Genomic DNA, 22,050 nt, shown 5'->3' on the forward strand with positions numbered 1-22,050 from the left:
TCCAATGTAGCCCTGCCAACCTTGACTCGCCGTGGTGCGTTGTGCGCCATGATCTTCCGTTTAATCACACCTAAACTTAGCTGCGACGCCCATTGTTAGTGCGATTCCGCTCAGGGCGGTGATGTCGCGCGCGTTACTACCGCTGTGGAGTCGAAGGGTGTTTGCAGAAACGATGGTCTGGAAATGCGTTGAATTGTTGGCTTATTCCGCCAACTGCTGACAACTCTACGTTAGTCATCGATTAAAAATCCTTACTGTCAATACAGTGATTGTGAGCTGCGTCACAAAAAGCTTCTGAAAATAAAAGACCATATTGGAATGGCACTTCCCTTGCTCATAACCGAGTTGCAGAAGAGATCAAAACATAACAACACATCTCCGTGGCAGTTAATTAAAAACCTTGGATTTAGGAGTTACGAAATGAAAACCCTGAGAGTAATGGCGTTTTGCCTCAGTACCCTATTTGGCTTTGGTAGTACGGCCCACGCGGCACCGGGCCTACCTATCGTCGGCGATCTGCTCGGCGGAGACTTGTTAGGTGGGGATTTGTTGGGAGGCGGTATCCCCGTAGTGGGTGACTTGCTCGGTGGTGATTTGTTGGCCATCGTTCCTTTGGATGGACTGAGCGGTGGCGGCTTACCCGTTGTCGGTGACCTGTTGGGTGGCGACCTGTTAGGCGGTGATCTGCTGGCCATTGTGCCTTTGGATGGGCTTGGTGGCGGTGGTCTGCCACTGGTTGGCGACTTGCTGGGTGGTGACTTGCTCGGTGGCGGCCTGTTGGGCGGTGATCTATTGTCCCTGGATCTTCTCGGTCCCAGTGGTTTGGACTTGATCCCCATCGTGCTGGGCTTGGTCACTGAAGTGGCGCCGATTCTGTCTGGTTTGCTGGGCGGTCAGGATTTGCCGGTCGGAGATCTGCTGGGTACCTTGGACCCAGTAAGTGTTGTGGGTGGCTTGCTGCCCACAGTGTTGCCCATTGTTAACCCGCTTCTCACCGATACCGGTTTGGTCGTAATTGTGCCAACCCTGACAGGTGATCTGCTCGGCGGGCTTGATCTGCTGAGTGTAGTCGGCGGCTTGACCCCGGTTTTGCTGTAATACTGCTTTAAGTTTATAAACGGGCGGCAGCCGCCGCCTTGTTTTCAGCGACGCCCTTCTCCTTGGGTCTGTTCGCTAGGTCCGTTTGCTAGGTCCGGTCCCTAGGCCCATTCTCTGTGGCCGTTCCCTAGAACCACTCCCTAGGACCATTCCCTAGAACCATAGTGGGCAAATCCACAATTCGTTATACTGGGCGCCTTTTTCTTCACAGATATAACGGGAAGACGGCGCGATGGACGTCAAGCAGTACATGGAGCAATTGGGGCAGCGAGCCCGCCAATCCGCACGGACCTTGTCGGCGGCGGAGAGCGGCATTAAAAATCGCGCGCTGCTGGCTATTGCCGAGACCATCAACGAGCAGCGCGAGGCGATTGCCAAGGCTAACGCTGAAGACCTGGCTGCCGGGGAACGCTCCGGCCTGGACGCCGCGTTGTTGGACCGGCTGGCGCTGACGCCGGCGCGTATCGACGGCATGATTGAGGGCCTGCAACAAGTGGCGGCCCTGCCCGATCCAGTGGGCGCGATCAGCGACCTCAAATACCGCCCCAGTGGGATTCAAGTGGGTAAGATGCGGGTACCCCTCGGTGTGGTGGGTATCATTTACGAGTCTCGCCCCAATGTGACTATCGAGGCCGCCAGCTTGTGTCTCAAATCTGGCAACGCCGCCATTTTGCGCGGTGGCAGTGAGGCGATTCATTCCAATCAGGCGCTGGCGACCTGCATTCGTCAGGGTCTAGCGGCCGCCGGTTTGCCGGAAACTGCCGTGCAGGTGCTGGAAACCACCGACCGCGCCGCAGTGGGCGAGCTGATCACCATGCCCGAGTACGTGGATGTGGTGGTGCCCCGGGGCGGCAAAGGCTTGATTGAGCGCATCAGCCGAGATGCCACGGTGACCGTCATCAAACATTTGGACGGCATTTGCCACGTCTATATCGATGACGACGCCGATGGTGACAAGGCGCTGGCCATTGCGGTGAACGCCAAGGCCCAGCGTTTTGGCACCTGCAACACCATGGAAACCCTGCTGATAGCAGAGTCCCGGGCAGAAGAACTGCTGCCGGGCATTGCCGAGGCGCTGCAAAAGGCCGGTGTCGAACTGCGGGGTTGCCCCCGTACCCGGCAGGTCTTGAATGGCGCCGTTGAGGCCAGTGACGAAGATTGGGCCACCGAATACCTGGCGCCCATTCTGTCTATTAGGGTGGTGGCAGGCCTCGATGCGGCCATGAACCATATTGCCCAGTACAGCTCCGGCCATACCGAGTCTATTGTTACCGAGAACTACACCAAAGCCCGGCGTTTTCTGCGGGAGGTGGATTCCAGCTCGGTGATGATCAATGCCTCCACTCGCTTTGCCGATGGCTTTGAGTACGGCCTCGGCGCCGAGATTGGTATTTCCACCGACAAAATTCATGCCCGTGGCCCGGTGGGCCTGGAAGGGCTGACCTCTCAGAAGTGGGTGGTCTTTGGTGACGGCCACATTCGCACTTAAGCGGTGATGTAATGGCAAAGCGGGAACACATCGCGCTGTTTGGTGGCACCTTCGATCCGGTGCACATTGGCCATCTGCGCTCGGCCATTGAGGTTCGTGAAGCGCTGGCCGCCGACGAGCTGTGCCTGCTGCCCAATCATCAGCCACCGCTGCGGGGGGCGCCCGGCGCCGACAGCCGCCAGCGGCTGGCTATGGTGGAGGCGGCGGTGGCCCCGGAGCCCGGCTTAAATGTGGATGCCCGTGAGCTGCGCAGGGACGAGCCGTCCTACACTGTGGATACCCTGCGGGAGTTGCGCGGGGAGCTGGGCGCCGGCCCGGCCCTGACGGTGGTGATCGGCAGCGACGCCTTTAACAACCTCCATCACTGGCAACAGTGGCGTGAGCTATTCAGTCTCGCCCACCTGCTGGTGTTGAAACGCCCCGGCCATCCGCTGAGCGCGGACGACGCGGTGCGCGACGAGGTGGCCCCCCGCCGTCTGGCCGGCCCGTCGCAGTTTGCTATGGCGGCCTCCGGCGGTTTTTACGTAATGGAGCTGATTCAGCTCCCCATTTCCGCCACCGATATCCGCCGCCGGGTAGCCGAAGGCAAATCGATCCGCTACCTTGTGCCTGAGGCTGTGGCAGAATGCATTGACCAACAGGACTTATACCGATAGTGACTGACAGCAAGTCGCCCGAGCAACGGGCTTCAACACAGGCCAAAAACGTGGCTACCAGCAACCCGGACGCCCTGCGCGACATCATTGTCGAGGCGCTGGATGACATGAAGGGCAAAGAGATCGTGGTGCTTGATGTCCGCAATATCAGCGGCGTCACCGACTATATGGTGGTGTGCAGTGGCACCTCTAACCGTCACGTTAAGTCGTTGGCGGACAATGTCTGGGTGGAGGCCAAAAAGCAGGGCTACAGCCCCCTGGGGCTGGAAGGTCAGCAGTCCAGTGACTGGATCCTGGTGGATTTTGGCGATGTGGTAGCCCACGTGATGCTGCCCGAGGCCCGTCAATTCTATGACTTGGAGCGTCTCTGGCAGGTGCCCGCCAGCCATGAGAGTTAGCCTTATTGGCATAGGTACTAAGATGCCCGCTTGGGTGGATGCCGGCGTCAGCGAGTACCGCAAGCGAATGCCGCCCGAAATTCAGTTTGAAATCAAAGAATTACCTTTGGCCAAACGGGGTAAGAACAGCGATATCGCCCGCGCCGTGCAGCAAGAGGGTGAGGCAATGCTGGCAGCGGTGGGCAAGGGCGACCGGATTATCGCTCTGGATGTCACCGGCAAACCCCTGAGTACGGAAGGCTTGGCGGCAGCATTGAAAGACTGGCAAATGGACGGTGACAACGTCAGCTTGCTGGTGGGCGGGCCCGACGGTCTCAGCCGGGACTGCCTGGCGGCCTCGGAGCGGCGCTGGTCGCTGTCGGCGATGACCCTGCCCCATCCCCTGGTGCGGGTGGTAATGGCGGAACAGCTCTACCGGGCCTGGTCGATTCTGGCCAATCACCCCTATCACCGCTGATAAGCAATTATGCCCAAACCCCGTCAGCAGCTTAAGAACACCCAGCGAGAGCGGTTGATATACCGCCACCGGCTGATGCTGTCGCTACTGATTGTGTTTTTGCTAACCGGCATTGTGGTGTCCCGCTACACGCTACTGCAGATCGTTGACTACGAGATCTATAAGACCCAGTCCGATCGCAACCGCATTCAGTTGCTTCCCATTGCCCCCAAGCGGGGGCTGATTTTTGACCGCAACGGCGAGCTGCTGGCCGAAAACATTCCCAGTTACACCCTGACGGTGGTGCGGGAACGGGTCGATGACCTCGACCAGACTCTGGCGATTATCCAGGAGTTTGTAGAGCTCAGTGAGGAAGACATCGCGCAGTTCTACAAGGGCCTGCGGCGACGGCGACCCTACCAGGCGGTACCGCTCAAGTTCCGCCTCAGTGAGGAGGAGATCGCCCGGGTAGCGGTCAATCGCCACCGGGTGCCGGGGGTAGAGGTGGACGCGCAGTTGGTGCGGTCCTATCCCCACGGTGAGTTGTTTGCCCATGTGCTGGGTTACGTAGGCAAGATTAGCGAACGGGAACAGGAGCGGATCGACCCGGTCAACTACAGCGGCACCCACTACATTGGCAAAATCGGCCTGGAAAAATACTACGAGGACTTGCTGCACGGTACCGTCGGCTATCAGAACGTGGAGACCAATGCCCACGGCCGTATACTCCGGGTGCTGGACAGTCACGACCCGATTCCCGGCGGCTCCATCCGATTGCATCTGGATGCCCAGGTGCAAAAAGTGGCCACCGAAGCCCTGGGGGACAAGCGCGGCGCGGTGGTGGCGATTGACCCTCGCAGCGGCGGCATTATCGCCATGGTCAGTACCCCCAGCTATGATCCCAACCTGTTTGTCAGCGGTATCAGCGGCACCGACTATCGGGCCCTGCAGGAAGACCCGGATCTGCCGCTTTATAATCGCGTGCTGCAGGGGCAGTACCCACCGGCCTCTACCATCAAACCCATTTGGGGCTTGGCCGGCCTTTATTATGGCGTGGTAACGCCCTCCACCCGGATCGCCGATCCCGGCTGGTTCAGCCTACCCGGCGGCAGCCATCGCTACCGGGACTGGAAGCGGGGCGGCCACGGCCTCACCGTGGACCTAGACGACGCCATCGTGCAGTCCTGTGACGTGTATTTTTATGAACTGGCCTACAAGCTCGGGATCGACCGCCTGCACAGCTTTGGTCTGCGTTTTGGCCTGGGCGCCACCACCGGTGTCGACAACACCAATGAGCGGCGGGGCCTGATGCCCTCCCGAGAATGGAAACAGGAAAATCGCGGTACCCACTGGTATCCCGGTGAGACGATCAACGTCGGCATCGGCCAGGGCTTTATGCTGGTGACGCCTCTACAGCTTGCGGTATCCACCTCGGTTATTGCCTCCCGGGGTGAATTACGTGCGCCGCGTTTGCTGGCGGCAGTGGGCGATTCGCCAGTACACGCGCCGTTGATGGGGCAGTTGGAGGATGTGCCTGAAGGCGCCTGGGAAACCGTTATCCGCTCCATGGAGCGGGTGATTCAGGGGGCCAGAGGTACTGCCCGCATACTGGGCAAAGACCTCAAATACAGCCTAGCCGGCAAGACCGGCACCGCCCAGGTGGTCAGCATTGCCCAGGGTGAAAAATACGATGCCGAGGCCCTGGAGTTGCGCAAGCGCGACCACGCCTTGTTTGTCGCCTTTGCGCCGGTGGAGAATCCGGAAATTGCCGTGGCGGTGGTGATCGAAAACGGTGAGCACGGGGGCAGTGTGGCGGGTCCGGTGGCCCGCAAGGTGATGGATGCCTTCCTGTTGGATACCTTGGCGCCTATGCCTGAGATCTCCGGCGTGAGTGATGAATAGGTGAGCGATGAATAACGGTGATTTTGTCCGGCAAATGCCCGGCGGTGGGCAGGGCATTCGCAGCGATCGAGGCCTGAGTCAGCGCTTGCGTATCGATATTCCCATGTTGGTGCTGCTGCTGATGTTGTGCGGTGTGGGCTTAACGGTGCTCTACAGCGCCAGTGACTCCAGCTCGGCGGCAGTATTGCGTCAGGCTCGTTATATGTCGGTGGCGGTGGTAATGATGTTGCTGGTGGCCCAGGTGCGCCCCGACGTGCTGCAGCGCTGGACGCCGCTGGCCTATGTGGGTTGCGTGGTATTGTTGATTGCGGTGGCCTTCTTTGGGGTAGGGGCCAAGGGAGCCCAGCGCTGGCTGAGTTTGGGGGGCTTCCGCTTTCAGCCCTCGGAGCTGGCCAAGCTAGTGATGCCCATGGCCATGGCCTGGTATTTTTCCTCCCACCCCTTACCGCCGCGCTGGCGCCATACCTTGACTAGCTTGGTGGTGATCGCCATTCCCACGTTTCTGGTGGCCCGGCAGCCCGACCTGGGAACCTCGATCCTGATTGCCATGTCGGGGTTGTTTGTGCTGTTTCTGGCCGGGGTAAGCTGGACCTTCATCCTCGCCGGTGCGGCGTCAATTCTGGCCGCGGCCTGGCCGATGTGGCAATTTGTGCTCCACGATTACCAGCGCCAACGTATCTTAACCTTACTCAACCCGGAAAGTGACAAGCTGGGGGCGGGGTGGAACATCATCCAGTCCAAAACCGCCATTGGCTCGGGCGGGTTTGATGGCAAGGGTTGGTTGCACGGCACTCAGTCTCACCTGGATTTTCTGCCCGAGAGTCACACCGACTTTATCATCGCGGTGCTAGCGGAGGAATTTGGTCTACGGGGCGTGTTGCTGTTGCTGCTGCTCTACGGCTTGATTATCGGACGCGGTATGTGGATTGCCGCCCAGGCGAAAAATAGCTTCGGCCGCTTGTTGGGCGGGAGTATTATCCTGACTTTCTTTGTCTATGTATTCGTCAACATGGGCATGGTGTCGGGACTGTTGCCGGTGGTGGGGGTGCCGCTGCCGCTGGTGAGCCAGGGGGGGACCTCGCTGGTGACATTGTTGGCGGGTTTTGGCATCTTGATGAGTATTCGCGCTGACGAGCGCCTTGTGCACCAGTAGCGCGGCTGCCACGGCAGTTACACACATATTTAAAAGCGAGCAAAAAGTGAATAAGACTCTGAAAATTAAAGGTATTTATGGCCGGCTGATGGCGGTGGTAGTGCTGGGTTTGGCGGCGCTGACGGCACGGGCGGATTACACCCAGCACGACCTCTCCAGCGAGTTTGTGGACAAAATGGTGTCTGAGCACGGCTTTGATCGGCAGTGGGTGACCAATATTCTGCAGCAGGCAGAGCCCAAACAGTCCATTCTCGACGCCATGTCCCGCCCCGCTGAGTCAGTGATGACCTGGGGGCGCTACCGCCGCATTTTTATCCAGGAGTCCCGTATTCAGCAGGGCGTGGAGTTCTGGCAGGAGTACCGCGAGGCCTTGAATCGTGCCGAGGAAAAATTTGGTGTGCCGGCAGAGATGATCGTCGGCATTATCGGTGTGGAAACTCGCTACGGCCGCAACAAGGGTAGTTACCGGGTGGTGGATGCACTGGCGACCCTGGGTTTTGATTTTCCCCGTCGCAGCAAATTCTTCCTGGGCCAGCTGGAAGAATATTTGCTGATGGTGCGTGAGCAGCAGTTCGACCCCTTTAGCCTTAAAGGCTCCTACGCCGGTGCTATGGGCTATGGTCAGTTTATTCCCTCCAGCTACCGCGCCTACGCCATCGACTTTGATGGCGACGGCCAGGCCGATATCGTCAACAACCCGGTGGATGCTATCGGCAGTGTCGCCAACTACTTTGCCCGCCACGGCTGGCAGCCCGGCGGCCCGGTCACCACCAAGGCAGTGTTGGCAGAGAATGTTGACGACAGCCTGTTTAACACCGGCCTTAAGCCCCGCACCACGGTAGCCAAGTTGGCCAAGGGGGGTATCAAGCCCAGCGAGGATTTGCCCGGTAAACTCAAAGCCACCGCCATGAAGCTAGACGGCGACGACGGTGATGAATACTGGATTGGCCTGAAGAACTTTTACGTGATCACCCGCTACAACCACAGTGCTATGTACGCCATGGCTGCCCATCAATTGAGCCAGTTGGTGGGGCAGCGCATGCGTGAAACCGTTGCCGCGCAATGACGCGTCACGGTGTTTTACTTGCCGCGCTAATTACACTGCTGAGCGCCTGTGCTCAGCAGAGTACCCAGCCAGTGACCGGGGACGCTAAGCGACCTACTCAGGACGGAGCGCCCACTGCTACCCTCGATCCCAGCACGATCGTCAATGCCAAGCCTCGCCACGAGCTGCTAAAGCTGGCCGGCAACATGAGCCCCTACACGGTCAACGGCAAACAGTACCACCTGGTGGAGGATCACCGTGGCTTTCGGCAACGGGGAACGGCCTCCTGGTACGGCACGAAGTTTCATGGCCTGCCCACCTCCAACGGTGAGATCTACAGCCTTTACGAGATGACCGCCGCCCACAAGACCTTGCCGATCCCGGTCTACGTGCGGGTCACCAATCTCAATAACAACCGCAGCGCCATTGTGCGGGTTAACGACCGGGGCCCATTCCACAGCGAGCGCATAATCGATTTGTCCTATGCCGCCGCCGTTAAGCTGGGCTTTGCCGATCAGGGCACCGCGCCGGTGGAAATTGAAGTCATTGAACCGGATAATAGCCAGTCGGCGGCGCCGACGGCGCGCTACTACCTACAGGTAGCCGCCTTTGCCCAGCGGGCCTCGGCCCTGAACCTGGAGCAGTCACTGCGACAGCGCTTGGATTTGCCGGTGACAGTCGCGGTCAATAACGACCCGGAACGGGTGCTACACCGGGTTCGCATTGGTCCGTTCAGCGACTTTCCCGCTGTACAGGCCGCCAAACGTCAGTTGCAGCAGAGCTGGAACGGCGAGCCCAGTCTGATAGTAGAAGACGACCACTGAGCCACTATCGCGAGAACACTTTACCGTCATGCAAAAAACACTGATCTTCGGCCTGTTGGCCAACCTGCTGCTGGCTGCCACAGCCTGGGCCCAGCCCGACATGGTCCCCGCGCCGCCCTCCATTGGCGCCAATGCCTACATTCTGATGGATGCCAACAGTGGCAAGGTGCTGATTGAGCACAACGCTGATGAGCGCATGCCGCCGGCCAGCCTCACCAAACTGATGACCAGTTATGTGCTGTCCTACGAGCTGGAGCGAGGCCAGGTCACCAACGACGATATGGTCACCGTGAGCAAAGACGCCTGGGCCCAGAACCCGATCTTTAAAGGCTCATCGCTGATGTGGATTGAGGTGGGCAAGCAGGTCTCCATTGGCGATCTGCACAAAGGGGTGGTGATCTCCTCGGGTAATGACTCTACGGTAGCCATTGCTGAACACCTTGCCGGTAGTGAAGCCGCCTTTGCCGACATTATGAACCGCCATGCCCAGATGCTGGGGCTGGAGAACACTCACTTCGTCAACTCCCACGGCCTGCCCCATCCGGATCACTACACCTCGGCCCGGGATTTGGCGCTGCTGTCCAAAGCGATTATCGAATTCCCCAAGGAATACGCCCTCTACAGTGAGAAAGAATTTGTCTACAACGGCATCCGCCAGAACAACCGCAACGGCCTGCTGTGGAGCGACCCCAGTGTCGACGGCTTGAAGACCGGCCACACAGAAGAGGCGGGCTATTGCCTGGTGACCTCCGCCAAGCGGGACGGCATGCGGCTGGTCTCGGTGGTGCTGGGCGCCTCCAGCGAATCCGCCCGTGAGAGGGAGACCCAAAAACTGCTGTCCTACGGCTTCCGCTACTTTGAGACCCACCACCTCTATGCCGCTGGCACCGAGCTGACCCAAGCCAAAGTGTGGAAGGGTGCCTCCCCCAGCGTGGCCTTAGGCGTGCGGGACGAGGTCTACCTGACCATTCCCCGCGGTAAAAGCGATAAGCTGGATGCGCAGCTGGTGGTGGATGAAAACCTTACCGCACCATTAAATGCCGACCAAGTCTACGGCGAGATGGTGGTACAGCTGGATGGCGAGGAACTGATTCGCAAGCCGCTGGTGGCGCTGCAAAACGTCGAAGCCGGCAGCATCTTTAAGCGCCTGTGGGACAGCATTGTGTTGTTCTTCCTGGGGCTGTTTGCCTAAGCTGGTTGCCGAAACATGGGTGAAGTTATGACCGAACCAGATGCCCCTAAAATCGAATTCCCCTGCGATTACCCCATCAAGGTAATCGGTGAGAATGGTGTGGAGCTGCGAGAGCAGGTGGTGGCCATCATGCAGCGCCACGCTGGAGAAATCGACGAAACCCGTATTACCGAGCGAGTCAGCCGGGAGGGGCGGTTTGTGTCGGTTACCGTCACCATCGTCGCCACCGGTGAGCCCCAGCTTAAAAACATCCACGCCGACCTCAAGGCCACCGGCGTGGTAAAGATGGTTCTTTAAAGAACCCGATATAGCCTAATCGAGAGCAGCACGACCTTGTCTGAATCCGCCCCCACTTCCACACCCAATTCCTCTGATACCCTCTGGGTCCGCCGCCTGGGTCGCCAGGCCTACGAGCCGGTGTGGCACGCCATGCAGGCCTACACGGCCGGGCGCGATGACAGCAGCCGCGACGAGCTGTGGTTTTTGGAGCACGACGCGGTGTTTACCCAGGGCCAGGCCGGCAAGGCTGAGCACATCCTGATGCCGGGGGATATCCCGGTGGTGCAAGTGGATCGGGGCGGTCAGGTCACCTACCACGGCCCCGGCCAACTGGTGGGCTATATTCTCATCGACCTGCGTCGCCGGGGGATCGGCATCCGCGATCTGGTCACCACTATCGAAGAGAGCATCGTCGAGGTGCTGGCGACGCTGGGCATTCCCGCGCATCCCCGCGCCGATGCGCCGGGGGTGTATGTAGAGAATGGCGCCAAAATCGCCCAGATCGGCCTGCGGGTCAGCAAGGGTTGCACCTTCCATGGTCTGAGCCTGAACACCGACATGGATCTGAGCGTATTCCAGCGCATCAACCCCTGTGGTCACGTGGGTATGGCGGTGACCGATATTCGCCAGCAAGGGGCCGATCCTGTACCATCGTTGGTCCAATTAACCGATCAGCTGGCACACATTTTAGCTGAGCGGTTGCGCTATACAGATTGCCGGGATTTTAGTGATGCATTGCCCGGCAGGGAGCAAACAGCATGAGCACGGCAGAAAATAACACCGCTAAACCCAAGCCCAAAAAAGTTGTACAGGGCGAGAAGCTGCGCGGTGCCGACAAAGTAGCGCGGATTCCCGTCAAGGTGATCCCGACCGTAGAGCTGCCTGCCAAGCCTAAATGGATTCGCGCCAAACTGCCCGCCAGCCCAGAAATTAGCCGCATTAAAAGCATCCTGCGCAAGCACAAATTGGCGTCCGTGTGTGAAGAGGCCGCCTGCCCTAACCTGGGTGAGTGCTTCAGCGGTGGTACCGCCACCTTTATGATCATGGGTGAAATTTGTACCCGTCGCTGCCCCTTCTGTGATGTGGCCCATGGCCGCCCTAACGCCTTGGACGAAAATGAGCCCATCGAGCTGGCTGAAGCCATTGGCGAACTCCAGCTTAAGTACGTGGTGATTACCTCGGTAGACCGGGATGACCTCAAAGACGGCGGCGCCCAGCACTTTGCCGATTGCATCCGCGAAACCCGCGCCCGCACACCTGGCATCCGAGTGGAAGTGCTGGTGCCCGACTTCCGCGGACGTATGGACATAGCCCTGGACATCCTTGAGCAGGAACCGCCGGATGTTTTCAACCACAACCTGGAATCCGTGCCCAGCCTCTACAAAAAGATTCGCCCCGGCTCGGACTACCAGTGGTCCCTGGACCTGCTTAAAAACTACAAAGCCCGTCGCCCCGACGTGCTGACCAAATCCGGCTTGATGTTGGGTCTGGGCGAAACCGCCGACGAACTCATCCAGGTGATGAAAGACATGCGGGCCCACGACATCGACATGATTACCATGGGCCAATACCTCCAGCCCAGCCGCGACCATCTGCCGGTTGATCGCTTTGTCACCCCGGAAGAGTTCGACGAGTTTGGCCGCATCGCCAAAGAGTTGGGCTTTAAGAGCGTGGCCAGCGGACCGATGGTGCGCTCCTCCTACCACGCCGATAAGCAGGTCGATCTGAGCTTGCTGAAGTAAGCGACTCTGACTTAACTCGCTACCCGTGTAGTATCCCGCTCAATCGGCTGCGCATAACGCGCGCCCTGCTTGAACGCGTGGGTACAAGTCTCTGTCGTGTTCCATGTGCTGGGGGGTCTTTTGCCTTTTATTTCAATGCGTTATAGGCGGGGCATTAAGTGGCGATCAATTGTCGTGACTTCACGATAATAATTATTATGAGGACGGAGACCTCATTATCAGGCTGTTATGCGCCAGGTCAGTAGTGGTAGCGAAGTTGGGCAATAAGCAGGGAATCTTGATGAATTTTATAAACCATTCGGTGCTCATCGTTAATCCTTCGAGACCAATACCCCGAAAGGGCATGTTTGAGCGGCTCTGGCTTTCCAATGCCTTCGAATGGTTCTCGTTTGATTTCCTTGATAAGGGTATTAATACGTTTCAGTGTCTGTTTGTCCGTTTTTTGCCAGTACAGGTAATCCTCCCATGCCTTCTCTGCAAAAATTAACTTCACTCAATCAATTCCTTTTCTTGGCCTTTGCCGTCCTCAAGCTCGGCAATAGACTCGATCAGGCGTCGGGTATTTTTGGGGCTCCGAAGCAGATATGCCGTTTCTTCCAAGGCTTGGTAGTCGTCCATAGAAATCATCACAACGGCACCTTCGCCCTTGCGGGTAATAGCAATGGGCGCATGGTCGTTACAGACCTGCTCCATAGTTTTCGCCAAGTTGCTCCTGGCGGCGGTATAGCTTATACTGTCCATTGTCTTTTCCTGTACATGTACAATAATATGTACGTGAGTATAGCAGCGCATAACAAGTACAGGCAAGCGACCCGTTTTCCACTGCGGAATCTCCCCCCCAAGTAGTAGACGCCTATCTCAACCTGGAGGTAGGCAAGTATGGCAAAGATTCACAGCAAAGAACGCGTCATTGAATACGCAGTTGATTTCAAAATCAAAGTGGTCGAGCTGACCGAAAAGCTCGACGCAGACACACTCCAGATTGCTGATATATTGGGTCTCCACCCAGTGATGGTTTATCGTTGGGGGCAGGAGTACCGTGAAGGTAAATTGGTTGCGACCCCGACGAGGCGAATTCATATGAAGAACGAAGAAGCTGAACCCAAGCCTACTGAGCGGCTACGCTAATACATATCACGCTGGTCTGTTTATTGAGTTTTGCAAAGGCTCATACGGGCAGTTGGCTCAGGGACCTCGTCCAGTCATGGATGCGTATCAGTCGGCGGTTTCAGGCTGGCTGAAAACGAATTATGTGTCATCGTTTGTTCCTGAAGGTGGGTACAAGGCGTTGGTATTCGATACCTGTTTTGTAATCTGCAAGTCAGTCGTCGTGACGGAAAATAGCCGCTAACTGAGGGCTGCAGCGGACCGCTTTTCCGGCGCAGTACGGCTCCAAATCTCCCTATGAACACAGACGTTGGGTTATATCAAAGCTAACGCATAGAATTAGGCGAGCTGTGTGTCTAAAATATGATCAATACATTGCGCTAAAACCGCCGCTGACTTAACGGCAACATCAGCAGCGCAGCGCCCACCAGCGCTATGGCGGCACCCAGCAAGCCGGGCGCAAAACTGCCACTACTTTCCAGCATTCTGGCGGTGACCACTGGCCCCAATATCTGCCCAACGCCATAGCAGGCGGTGAGGGCGCCCAATGCCATGCTTGGGGCGTGGGGGGCGAGCTGGCGGCCGCAATACATGCTCAGTGCCACTACGGCTGTGAATGTACCTCCTACCAGCAGGCCGCTGACAACCAGACCAGAGAGACCCGGTATCCAGGCGGGAGCGCTAACGCCACTGGCTTGCACCACCAGCGCCATCATCAGCGCGTTGCGTTCACCGGCATGGCTGGCCAGCCTGCCCCACAGCAGGTTGGCGGGGATGGCCGCGAGGCCAACGGCCAGCCAAGTATAGAAGGCGGCGTTGTCCAGGCCGGGCAGTTGTTGACGAGCGATCACTGGCAGGTAGGTAGTGCTGGTAATATAGCCGAAACCGGCCAGGGTATAGCTGGCGATCAGCAAAGTCAGTGCCTTGCGATTAACAGGGGTACGGGTGTGGGCGTGTTCGCTGGCGTGGGGCAGTGCAGGGATAACGCGCAGGAAGGCCATCAGTAAAAGCGCAATCCCCCCGCAGGCAAACCACATGACGGGGTAGCTTCCGGACAGCGATTCGATCAGCGCCACGGTGAGCGCGGCGATGCTGATGCCCAGACCAATACCCGCATAGTGGATGTTGCCAAGTCGGGCACGCAGGTGATTGGGCAGGGCGCCCAGTACCAGGGCAGAGCCGTTGACCATGATGATGGCGCTGGCCACGCCCGCCAGAAAGCGGTTGATGGCCCAGGGGATAAAGGTATCGCTGAGCGCCATAAGCAGGCTGGTGATTGCACTTACCCACAGGGCGCACCAGAACGCGCTGCGGGCTCGGTGGGAGGGCACCGCCATGGCAAGCATGGCGCCGAGCAGGTAGCCGCCGTAATTCACTGCTGCCAGGTAGCCACCGCTGACGGCGTTGAGTGTGGTGCTAGCAATCATGTCCGGCAAGGCCGGCGTAAACAGGAAGCGACCGATGCCCAAGGCAATGACCAAGCTAAAGGCGCCGGCCAGGGCAATGCGGAGGGCGCCGTTGTCGTGTGGGGCCATGGTCGTTCCCAGTTGGTGATAAAGGGCTGTGGCGTATTGGATGCAGTGTAGGCTAGCAGGTCATGGCCTATTGCTCTGCACATCAAAAATGATGTTCATTATTTCTCGCAGTGATAATTCGCCTTTGGTCGCAAGGGCCGTGGAATTCTTCTACCATGCTGGCGCAAAAGGGCTTTCGAGGGTGTGGTCATAGGCATGGAAAAGCTGATTGTTCGAAAAATGAAGCCAGGGGAGGAAGCATCGCTCGTGGCGATATTCCGTGAGGCCGTTCGTCGCATAAACCGGCATGATTACAGCGCGGAACAAATAGACGCCTGGGCACCCCATGACCTGGATATGGCAGCGGCCTGTCAGCGTATTCAGTGCAATCAGCCCTTTGTGGCAGAATACGAGGGGCAAGTTTGTGCCTACGCTGATCTCCAACCTGACGGCTATATTGATCAGTTTTTCTGTCACCCAGATTACTTGGGCCGGGGTATTGCTAGCCAGCTGTTCTCGCATCTGCAGCGCGTTGCCGATGCGGGTGGTATCACAAGCCTCTACGCCAATGTCAGCATTACTGCGCGCCCGTTCTTTGAGCGTATGGGGTTTAGGGTATTGGAGGAACAGCGCGTAGAGGTGAGGGGGCAGGTTCTAACGAATTATCGAATGGTGGCTGATTTCACCAAAAGCTGAAGTGCCGGTTAATCAGAAAACGTCGGAGGATATGAAGGTCATGGATGAGCAAGGCAATAGAAGTGTGGTGCGTCGATATTTATCGGCTCTGCAGGAGGGTGTGTAGTTGGGGAGGGGTTGGCGTTTTTTTTGTGACGATATATGCCAAATAGAATACCCGAACCAGCTCAATAAACATGGCCAGAAAAGCGATCTTGCTGGAATATTGGAGTGCTCTGTGAGGGGGCGCAGTGTTGAGCGACCTGCTCGAGAGGTTTGGTAAAGGTAAGTAGCTGTAAATGGTGAAAAAAATATATGTATTAAAAGTGGGAACCACCTTTCCTGCTGTCGAGGCGCAGTTTGGTGACTTTGACGATTGGACGGCCGCGGCTTTAGGTTCGGGCACAGCCGTTGGGCTTGTCGACGTGGAGGGGGGAGACGACCTACCACCAGTGGCGCACTGCGCCGCAGTGGTGATTACCGGCTCTCACGCAATGGTGACCGACAACCTGCCCTGGAGCGTTGCCTTAGAGGCCTGGCTACGCGCGGCTCTGGAGACCGATCTGCCGATATTGGGGGTCTGCTATGGTCACCAGCTGCTGGGTCGCGCTGCGGGTGGAGAAGTGGGAGACCACCCAAAGGGTAAAGAAATCGGCACCGTTGACCTTACCCTGTTGCCCGAGGCCGAGAGCGATCCACTGTTTGAAAATCTGCCCAAGACGTTTCCTGTTCATACCACGCACCGGCAGAGCGTATTGCGCTTACCCGAGGGGGCGACCCGGCTGGCCAGTAATGCCTACGAGCCGAATCATGCCTACCGTCTTCGGGAAATGGCCTATGGTGTGCAGTTTCACCCCGAGTACAACGTCGACATTATGCGGGCCTATATCGAGGGTCAACGGGAGGAGTTGGAAAAGGCCGGCAAAGATGTCGCGGCGCTACTGGCTGAGGTCCGCGATACGCCCGTTGCTGCGCAACTTATTCGCCATTTTGCCGCCATGGTCAGCCTGCGAGAGGGCGGCGATTAGCTCTCGTTCTCTTCATTGTTAAATACCTGCTCCATCCAGTCCGGCCCCAGGTTCTGTTCAATATATTCCCGCATAAACTGCCGAATTTTCTGGGACGGGGTGACGTCCTCCTGATTGCAGAGCTTTTCAAAGGCGGCTTTTTTCTGGGGGTCGACTAGCACGGTCAGTCTGGCTGTGCGTTTTTCCATACTTTTATCCTGATTAATGTGCAACAGAGCGCGGCTTTGCAGGTCGTGTGCGCCGGATTGTAATGGGTGGCCCGGCAGTCGTCGACACAGCCATAGGCCCATACTGGCAATGGCGGAGCGAACGCGCCATGCAGTATGGGGCATGCCCTTGTTTTACGATTTGCTGACTGGGCCGGCACTGACCAGATCCGCGCCCTCCGGGGTGTCGGTAAACTGCGCGAAGTTGGCGATAAATTTCTGGGCTAGAGAGGCGGCTTTCTCTTGCCACTGCTCGGGCTGGGAGTAGCTTTGTCGAGGGTCGAGCAGTTCGCTGTCGATACCGGCCAGGGCCAGGGGGATATCCAGATTGAAGGTGGGCAGCACCGAAAACTCTGCCTGCTCAATACTGCCATCCAAAATGGCGTCGATAATCTGTCGCGTCGCTTTGATGGAGATTCGCTTGCCACTGCCGTTCCAGCCGGTGTTGACCAAGTAGGCTTGGGCGCCAGACTGCGCCATGCGCTGGTTGAGGACCTGCGCGTATTGGGTGGGGTGCAGGCTGAGAAAGGCTGCGCCAAAGCATGCCGAAAACGTCGGGGTGGGCTCGGTAATGCCGCGCTCGGTGCCCGCCAGTTTGGAGGTGTAACCGGAGAGAAAGTAGTAGCGTGCTTGTTTCTCGCTGAGTCGGGCAACAGGTGGCAGTACACCAAAGGCATCCGCCGTCAGGAAGATGACCTTGGTGGCGTGACCGCCCACCGAGGTCGGTTTAACAATATTGTCGATATGGTAGATGGGGTAGGAGACTCGGGTATTCTCGGTTTTACTGCCATCGGCGTAGTCGATCTGACCGTTGTCGTTGACGGCAACATTTTCCAGCAGGGCGTCGCGCCGGATGGCCGCATAAATCTCCGGTTCTTGCTCCTGGCTCAGGTTGATGGTCTTGGCATAGCAGCCGCCCTCGAAGTTAAACACCCCATTGTCGTCCCAGCCGTGTTCGTCGTCGCCAATGAGAGCGCGTTTGGGGTCGGTGGAGAGGGTGGTCTTACCGGTGCCCGACAGGCCAAAGAAGATGGCAGTGTCGCCGTCCTGCCCGACATTGGCAGAGCAGTGCATGGAGGCGATGCCTTTTTGCGGCAGCAGGTAGTTCATCACTGAAAACATACCCTTCTTCATTTCGCCGCCATACCAGGTGCCGCCGATCAGTTGCATGCCCTCGGTCATATTAAAGGCGACAAAGTTTTCCGAATTCAGTCCCTGTTCCCGCCAATGGGGGTTGCTGGTTTTAGCGCCGTTGAGGACGACAAAGTCAGGTTCAAAATCTTCTAGCTCGGCCTCGGTGGGGCGAATAAACATGTTTTTTACAAAGTGAGCCTGCCAGGCAACTTCGGTAACAAAGCGTACTTTCAGGCGGCTGGCGGGGTTGGCACCGCAGAATAGGTCGACGACAAACAGGCGCTTGCCACTGAGCTGCTTGCCAACCTCAGCCTTCAGGGATTGCCAAACCTGTGGGCTGATGGGCTTGTTGTCGTTGTTGCCCTGATCTGACCACCACAGGGTGTCGCGGGTCGTATCGTCCTCCACAAAGTACTTATCTTTTGGCGAGCGGCCGGTAAAGATGCCAGTGTCGACGGCAACGGCGCCGCTCTCGGTGATGCGGCCCGCTTCGTAGCCCGACAACTCAGGGCGGGTTTCCTCCGCAAACAGTGTGTCGTAATCGGGGTTGTAGATCAGGGTATCCGGCTTGGTAATACCGTATTGCTCAAGCGCTTGAAGAAGGTCGGTTTGCGGCATGGGGTTAATCCTGTTGCTGGCAGTCGGAAGCAAGGGGTTCGTGTATATCCTCATTGAATGATAACGATATTATCATATAATGTGCATTCAGTAAGGCTCAGGATTGCTGGACAAGGCGATTAGGAAAAGGCGATTAGGAAAAGCGATTGCGGGGAAGCCAGGTTGCTACGGCGGCTGACCTTGGCGCTGCCGACGCGAATTGGCCGACTCGTGCCACGGCGAGGTGCTTGCTGAGATATAGGGCTAGGAGGAGTGCGGTGCCTCACCGTAAACATCTATTTTCTTTGCGAATAGGCTACGCCTTGAGGGAGGCGCTGGCTGAGGGTTACGACCGCCGTCAGCTGCTGCGCGACCTAATTGCCGGGGCGACAGTGGGGGTGATTGCCATACCGCTGGCCATGGCGCTGGCCATCGCCAGTGGCGTGCCACCGCAATACGGCTTGTACACGGCTATTATTGCTGGCGCCATCATCGCTGTGACCGGTGGCAGCCGTTACAGCATCTCCGGGCCCACCGCGGCGTTTGTGGTGATTTTGCATCCTTTGACGGAACAGCATGGTTTGGCGGGGCTGTTGCTGGCCTCCGTCATGGCCGGTTTTATCCTTATCGCCATGGCCTACGCCCGCTTGGGGCGTTTTATTGAATATATCCCCGAGTCGGTCACCCTGGGGTTTACCGGCGGCATAGCGATAGTCATCGCGGTGCTGCAAATCCCCGACTTTGCCGGTCTGGCGGTCGGCGACCTGCCCTCCCATTTTGCCGATAAAATTGTGGTGATCGGCGCCAACCTGATCCAGCTCGACCCGGGGAGTACCGGGGTGGCGGTGTTTACCCTGGCAGTGATGTTGCTTTGGCCGCGTCTGGGTACGCCGGTGCCGCCACACTTGCCGGCGCTGGTGCTGGCCGGACTGCTGGGCTGGGTCCTCGGCGGCGTTGGGGTGGAGGTCGACACTATCGGTTCGCGCTTTCACTATCTGCTGGCCGACGGCTCCGAGGCGCCGGGTATCCCGCCCTACCTGCCAACATTCGAGTGGCCGTGGTTGCGGGGAGACGCTTCCGGGCAGCCGCTGGAGTTATCGTTATCGCTGATTTCAGAGCTGCTGCCGTCGGCCTTCGCCATCGCCATGTTGGGGGCCATCGAGTCATTACTGTGTGCGGTGGTGCTGGGCGGCATGTCGGGCAAGCGCCACAGCGCCAACAGTGAGCTTTTGGCGCAGGGTATGGCCAATGTGGTCGCTCCCTTCTTTGGTGGCATCACCGCGACCGCCGCCATTGCCCGTTCGGCGACCAACTACAAAGTCGGCGCGGTGTCGCCACTGGCGGCGCTCACCCACGCTGTTGTGGTATTGATGGGGCTACTGTTGTTAGCGGGGGCGCTGGCCTATGTACCAATGCCGGCTATGGCCGCTTTGTTGATGGTGGTGGCCTGGAATATGAGTGAGGCTCACAAGTCGGTCAAGTTGGTGAAAAAGTCGCCCTCAAGCGATGTGTTAGTGTGGCTGACCTGCCTTGGTCTGACGGTGTTTTTTGATATGGTCATCGCCATTACGGCGGGGATTCTGCTGGCGTCGATACTGTTTATGCGGGAGCTGGCGGAGCTCACCCACGTGGTGGAGGTGACCGATAATCGCGATTTTGTCCATCAGAAACTACCCGCCGGCTGGCGGGTGTTTAAAATTAACGGCCCGCTGTTTTTTGCCGCCGCCGAGCGGATTTTTGGCGAGTTGTCACAGCGCACCCGCGATGTCGACGGGCTGATCCTGCATATGCGCTACAGTGCCTACCTGGATGCCGGTGGCCTCTCTGCTATTGAGCGGCTGATATCCCAGTGTCAGCAGCACGATATCGCTATCCGGTTTTCGGCCTGGCAGTTTCAGCCGCTGAAAACACTCGCCAAGGCCCGGGGCCACGGCACGAGTCCTCTGGACTGATCGTATTCCAGTTTGGATGAGGCAGTTGGCGATGTGTGCCACGGAGGCGAACCACGTGAAACTGGATGAGGCGGTGTTGCTGGGCAAACAGGGAGAGTGGGTCGAGGTACAGGTGAGGGGGAATCCCTCCGATTTACAGCAGTGGTTTGTGATGCTGCGCAACCGCGATAACAAATCCTACATTCTGGCCGACAACGACGATGAGCCGATCGCGATGGCAGACTTGAATGCGCTGACTCAGCTTATCCAGTGTATTGGTGCCAGCGAATTTACCGTTTTTATATAACTTCTTGCTAAGGAGCAAGCCATGAGTGATTTACCTCCCTGTCCTCAGTGTCAGTCCGTTTTCGCCTATGAAGACCGCGATATGCTGGTCTGCCCCGAATGTGGCCATGAATGGAACCCCGCTGGTGACTCGGCTGACGAGGTCGCCGTTGTGAAGGATGCCAATGGTAACGACCTGTTTGAGGGGGATAACGCCACCCTGATCAAGGACCTGAAGGTGAAAGGCAGTTCAAGTGTGTTGAAAATTGGTACTAAGGTGAAAATCAATCGTATCGTTGAGGGCGATCACAATATTGATTGTCGAGTCGAGAAGGTCGGTGAAATGATGCTGAAGTCGGAATTTGTAAAAAAGGCCAACGCCTGAGGTGAGTTGGCCAGTGGTGTCGGCGGGAGATTGCCTTCACCACAAGGTGATGGTATCTGCTATCGTAATACCGCCTGTCACCATGGAGATCCGATTATGCAGAAGCCGCGAGTTGCACTGTTTTTATCCCACGGTGGCGGCCCACTGCCTCTGCTGGGAGATGGCGCCCACTCAGAAATGGTGAGCTGTTTGCAGCGTATTGCCGCCAGTATCCCGCGGCCTTCGGCCATTGTCGTGGTCAGCGCCCACTGGGAGGCAGCAAAGCCTACTCTGACGGCTGGGGCCCAGCCTGAGCTGATCTACGACTATTATGGCTTTCCACCCGAGTCCTACGACATTACCTACCCCTGTGCGGGCCACCCCGCTTTGACCCAGCGTATTGCCAAGCAGCTGCGGGCTACAGACATTGATGTCAGCCTGGATGATGAGCGGGGCTTCGATCACGGTCTGTTTGTTCCCCTGAAAATTATGTATCCCCAGGCCGATATCCCCTGTGTGCAGTTGTCCTTGGTTGAGAGCCTGGATCCTGCCCAACATATCGCCATGGGCCGGGCATTACAGGGTTTGAATGATCCCTCGATCTTGCTGATTGGTTCGGGGTTTTCCTTTCACAATATGCAGGCGTTTTTTGCACCGGAAACCGACGCCACTCGGTCCGCCAATCAGGCATTTGATCATTGGTTGCAGGACACTTGTGGTAAAAGCGGGCTGAGTGAAGCTGAGCGAGAGCGGCGTTTGCTAGAGTGGGAGTCCGCACCTTCGGCTCGCTACAGTCACCCCCGGGAAGAACATCTTCTACCCTTGCATGTGTGCTATGGCTACACCGAATCAGCGTGCACCACAGCGTATCAACTGCAGATTCTCAATAAGCAATCGAGCATGTTTCTGTGGGGAGGGCATGCGGATGATTAGCCCACGAGGGTTTGGGTAAGGGAGCCATGACCTGCTATCTTTAGCGACTCCTTGCCTATGGA

At 57.7% G+C, this 22,050-nt stretch carries 25 protein-coding genes; 20 read left to right on the plus strand and 5 right to left on the minus strand.

The genetic code is table 11. From position 1 onward, the window contains the following. Positions 1-420: 420 nt before the first annotated feature. The 13 genes from I6N98_RS03230 (at position 421) to lipA (ending at position 12,214) form a co-directional block, all read left to right on the plus strand. Positions 421-1,098, plus strand: coding sequence for a hypothetical protein (locus I6N98_RS03230; protein ID WP_198570377.1), 678 nt, complete (start codon positions 421-423; stop codon positions 1,096-1,098). A gap of 232 nt (positions 1,099-1,330) precedes the next feature. Further along, complete coding sequence (locus tag I6N98_RS03235; protein ID WP_198570378.1) at positions 1,331-2,587, plus strand: glutamate-5-semialdehyde dehydrogenase; 1,257 nt, start codon at positions 1,331-1,333, stop codon at positions 2,585-2,587. Positions 2,588-2,598: 11 nt separating this feature from the next. Next, positions 2,599-3,243 (plus strand): nicotinate-nucleotide adenylyltransferase, encoded by a 645-nt coding sequence (gene nadD, locus I6N98_RS03240; protein ID WP_198570379.1) that lies wholly within the window; start codon positions 2,599-2,601, stop codon positions 3,241-3,243. 74 nt (positions 3,244-3,317) lie between these two features. Beyond that, entirely contained in the window at positions 3,318-3,641 is a 324-nt protein-coding gene (gene rsfS, locus I6N98_RS03245) for a ribosome silencing factor (RefSeq protein ID WP_420496992.1), read from the plus strand. After that, entirely contained in the window at positions 3,631-4,098 is a 468-nt protein-coding gene (gene rlmH, locus I6N98_RS03250) for a 23S rRNA (pseudouridine(1915)-N(3))-methyltransferase RlmH (protein ID WP_198570380.1), read from the plus strand. Before rsfS ends, rlmH begins: the two co-directional genes overlap by 11 nt. Before the next feature lie 9 nt (positions 4,099-4,107). Then, a complete protein-coding gene (gene mrdA / locus I6N98_RS03255) occupies positions 4,108-5,979 on the plus strand; it encodes a penicillin-binding protein 2 (RefSeq protein WP_198570381.1) in 1,872 nt (623 codons plus the stop codon). Positions 5,980-5,986: 7 nt separating this feature from the next. Next, complete coding sequence (rodA, locus tag I6N98_RS03260) at positions 5,987-7,132, plus strand: rod shape-determining protein RodA (RefSeq protein WP_198570382.1); 1,146 nt, start codon at positions 5,987-5,989, stop codon at positions 7,130-7,132. Between the two features lie 88 nt (positions 7,133-7,220). Then, entirely contained in the window at positions 7,221-8,198 is a 978-nt protein-coding gene (gene mltB, locus I6N98_RS03265) for a lytic murein transglycosylase B (RefSeq protein WP_198571523.1), read from the plus strand. Continuing rightward, positions 8,195-9,001 carry a septal ring lytic transglycosylase RlpA family protein gene (locus I6N98_RS18685; protein WP_198570383.1) on the plus strand — a complete coding sequence of 269 codons (807 nt, stop codon included), beginning with the start codon at positions 8,195-8,197 and terminating at the stop codon, positions 8,999-9,001. Before mltB ends, I6N98_RS18685 begins: the two co-directional genes overlap by 4 nt. Before the next feature lie 28 nt (positions 9,002-9,029). After that, positions 9,030-10,193: a D-alanyl-D-alanine carboxypeptidase family protein gene (locus tag I6N98_RS03275; RefSeq protein WP_198570384.1), complete on the plus strand. Its 1,164-nt coding sequence runs from the start codon at positions 9,030-9,032 to the stop codon at positions 10,191-10,193. A 27-nt stretch (positions 10,194-10,220) separates the two neighbouring features. Further along, positions 10,221-10,490 (plus strand): HP0495 family protein, encoded by a 270-nt coding sequence (locus I6N98_RS03280; RefSeq protein ID WP_198570385.1) that lies wholly within the window; start codon positions 10,221-10,223, stop codon positions 10,488-10,490. A 36-nt stretch (positions 10,491-10,526) separates the two neighbouring features. After that, positions 10,527-11,234 (plus strand): lipoyl(octanoyl) transferase LipB, encoded by a 708-nt coding sequence (lipB, locus tag I6N98_RS03285; protein ID WP_198570386.1) that lies wholly within the window; start codon positions 10,527-10,529, stop codon positions 11,232-11,234. Then, a complete protein-coding gene (gene lipA / locus I6N98_RS03290) occupies positions 11,231-12,214 on the plus strand; it encodes a lipoyl synthase (protein WP_198570387.1) in 984 nt (327 codons plus the stop codon). The genes lipB and lipA overlap by 4 nt, the downstream gene beginning before the upstream one ends. 238 nt (positions 12,215-12,452) lie before the next feature. On the opposite strand, the gene I6N98_RS03295 is transcribed toward lipA, so the two are convergent. Both I6N98_RS03295 and I6N98_RS03300 read right to left on the minus strand, forming a co-directional pair. Beyond that, positions 12,453-12,707, minus strand: a complete 255-nt coding sequence (locus I6N98_RS03295; RefSeq protein ID WP_198570388.1) for a Txe/YoeB family addiction module toxin — start codon at positions 12,705-12,707, stop codon at positions 12,453-12,455. Then, on the minus strand, positions 12,704-12,955 hold the full coding sequence (locus tag I6N98_RS03300; protein WP_198570389.1) for a type II toxin-antitoxin system Phd/YefM family antitoxin: 252 nt from the start codon (positions 12,953-12,955) through the stop codon (positions 12,704-12,706). The genes I6N98_RS03295 and I6N98_RS03300 overlap by 4 nt, the downstream gene beginning before the upstream one ends. A gap of 138 nt (positions 12,956-13,093) precedes the next feature. Here I6N98_RS03300 and I6N98_RS03305 point away from each other — a divergent pair, with 138 nt between their 5' ends. Further along, positions 13,094-13,342 carry a transposase gene (locus I6N98_RS03305; protein WP_198570390.1) on the plus strand — a complete coding sequence of 83 codons (249 nt, stop codon included), beginning with the start codon at positions 13,094-13,096 and terminating at the stop codon, positions 13,340-13,342. A 359-nt stretch (positions 13,343-13,701) separates the two neighbouring features. Here the strand turns inward: I6N98_RS03305 and I6N98_RS03310 are convergent, their stop codons facing one another. Then, the gene (locus tag I6N98_RS03310; RefSeq protein WP_198570391.1) at positions 13,702-14,856 is read right to left on the minus strand and encodes a YbfB/YjiJ family MFS transporter; all 1,155 of its coding nucleotides are present in this window, start codon (positions 14,854-14,856) and stop codon (positions 13,702-13,704) included. A 195-nt stretch (positions 14,857-15,051) separates the two neighbouring features. Between I6N98_RS03310 and I6N98_RS03315 the strand changes: the two genes are divergently transcribed. Next, positions 15,052-15,531 carry a GNAT family N-acetyltransferase gene (locus I6N98_RS03315; protein ID WP_198570392.1) on the plus strand — a complete coding sequence of 160 codons (480 nt, stop codon included), beginning with the start codon at positions 15,052-15,054 and terminating at the stop codon, positions 15,529-15,531. A gap of 278 nt (positions 15,532-15,809) precedes the next feature. Beyond that, on the plus strand, positions 15,810-16,538 hold the full coding sequence (locus I6N98_RS03320) for a glutamine amidotransferase (RefSeq protein ID WP_198570393.1): 729 nt from the start codon (positions 15,810-15,812) through the stop codon (positions 16,536-16,538). Here I6N98_RS03320 and I6N98_RS03325 read toward each other — a convergent pair. Together I6N98_RS03325 and pckA are read right to left on the minus strand one after the other, a co-directional pair. Then, on the minus strand, positions 16,535-16,726 hold the full coding sequence (locus I6N98_RS03325; protein ID WP_198570394.1) for a CopG family transcriptional regulator: 192 nt from the start codon (positions 16,724-16,726) through the stop codon (positions 16,535-16,537). The genes I6N98_RS03320 and I6N98_RS03325 overlap by 4 nt on opposite strands. 153 nt (positions 16,727-16,879) lie before the next feature. Further along, positions 16,880-18,496 (minus strand): phosphoenolpyruvate carboxykinase (ATP), encoded by a 1,617-nt coding sequence (gene pckA / locus I6N98_RS03330; RefSeq protein WP_198570395.1) that lies wholly within the window; start codon positions 18,494-18,496, stop codon positions 16,880-16,882. Between the two features lie 257 nt (positions 18,497-18,753). Between pckA and dauA the strand changes: the two genes are divergently transcribed. The 4 genes from dauA (at position 18,754) to I6N98_RS03350 (ending at position 21,988) form a co-directional block, all read left to right on the plus strand. After that, a complete protein-coding gene (gene dauA, locus I6N98_RS03335; protein ID WP_198570396.1) occupies positions 18,754-20,427 on the plus strand; it encodes a C4-dicarboxylic acid transporter DauA in 1,674 nt (557 codons plus the stop codon). Between the two features lie 55 nt (positions 20,428-20,482). Continuing rightward, positions 20,483-20,713, plus strand: a complete 231-nt coding sequence (locus tag I6N98_RS03340; RefSeq protein ID WP_198570397.1) for a hypothetical protein — start codon at positions 20,483-20,485, stop codon at positions 20,711-20,713. 21 nt (positions 20,714-20,734) lie between these two features. Then, on the plus strand, positions 20,735-21,076 hold the full coding sequence (locus tag I6N98_RS03345; protein WP_198570398.1) for a zinc ribbon domain-containing protein YjdM: 342 nt from the start codon (positions 20,735-20,737) through the stop codon (positions 21,074-21,076). A 96-nt stretch (positions 21,077-21,172) separates the two neighbouring features. Then, the gene (locus I6N98_RS03350; protein WP_198570399.1) at positions 21,173-21,988 is read left to right on the plus strand and encodes a DODA-type extradiol aromatic ring-opening family dioxygenase; all 816 of its coding nucleotides are present in this window, start codon (positions 21,173-21,175) and stop codon (positions 21,986-21,988) included. Positions 21,989-22,050: the final 62 nt, after the last annotated feature.

This window comes from Spongiibacter nanhainus (genome assembly GCF_016132545.1).
Lineage (GTDB): Bacteria > Pseudomonadota > Gammaproteobacteria > Pseudomonadales > Spongiibacteraceae > Spongiibacter > Spongiibacter nanhainus.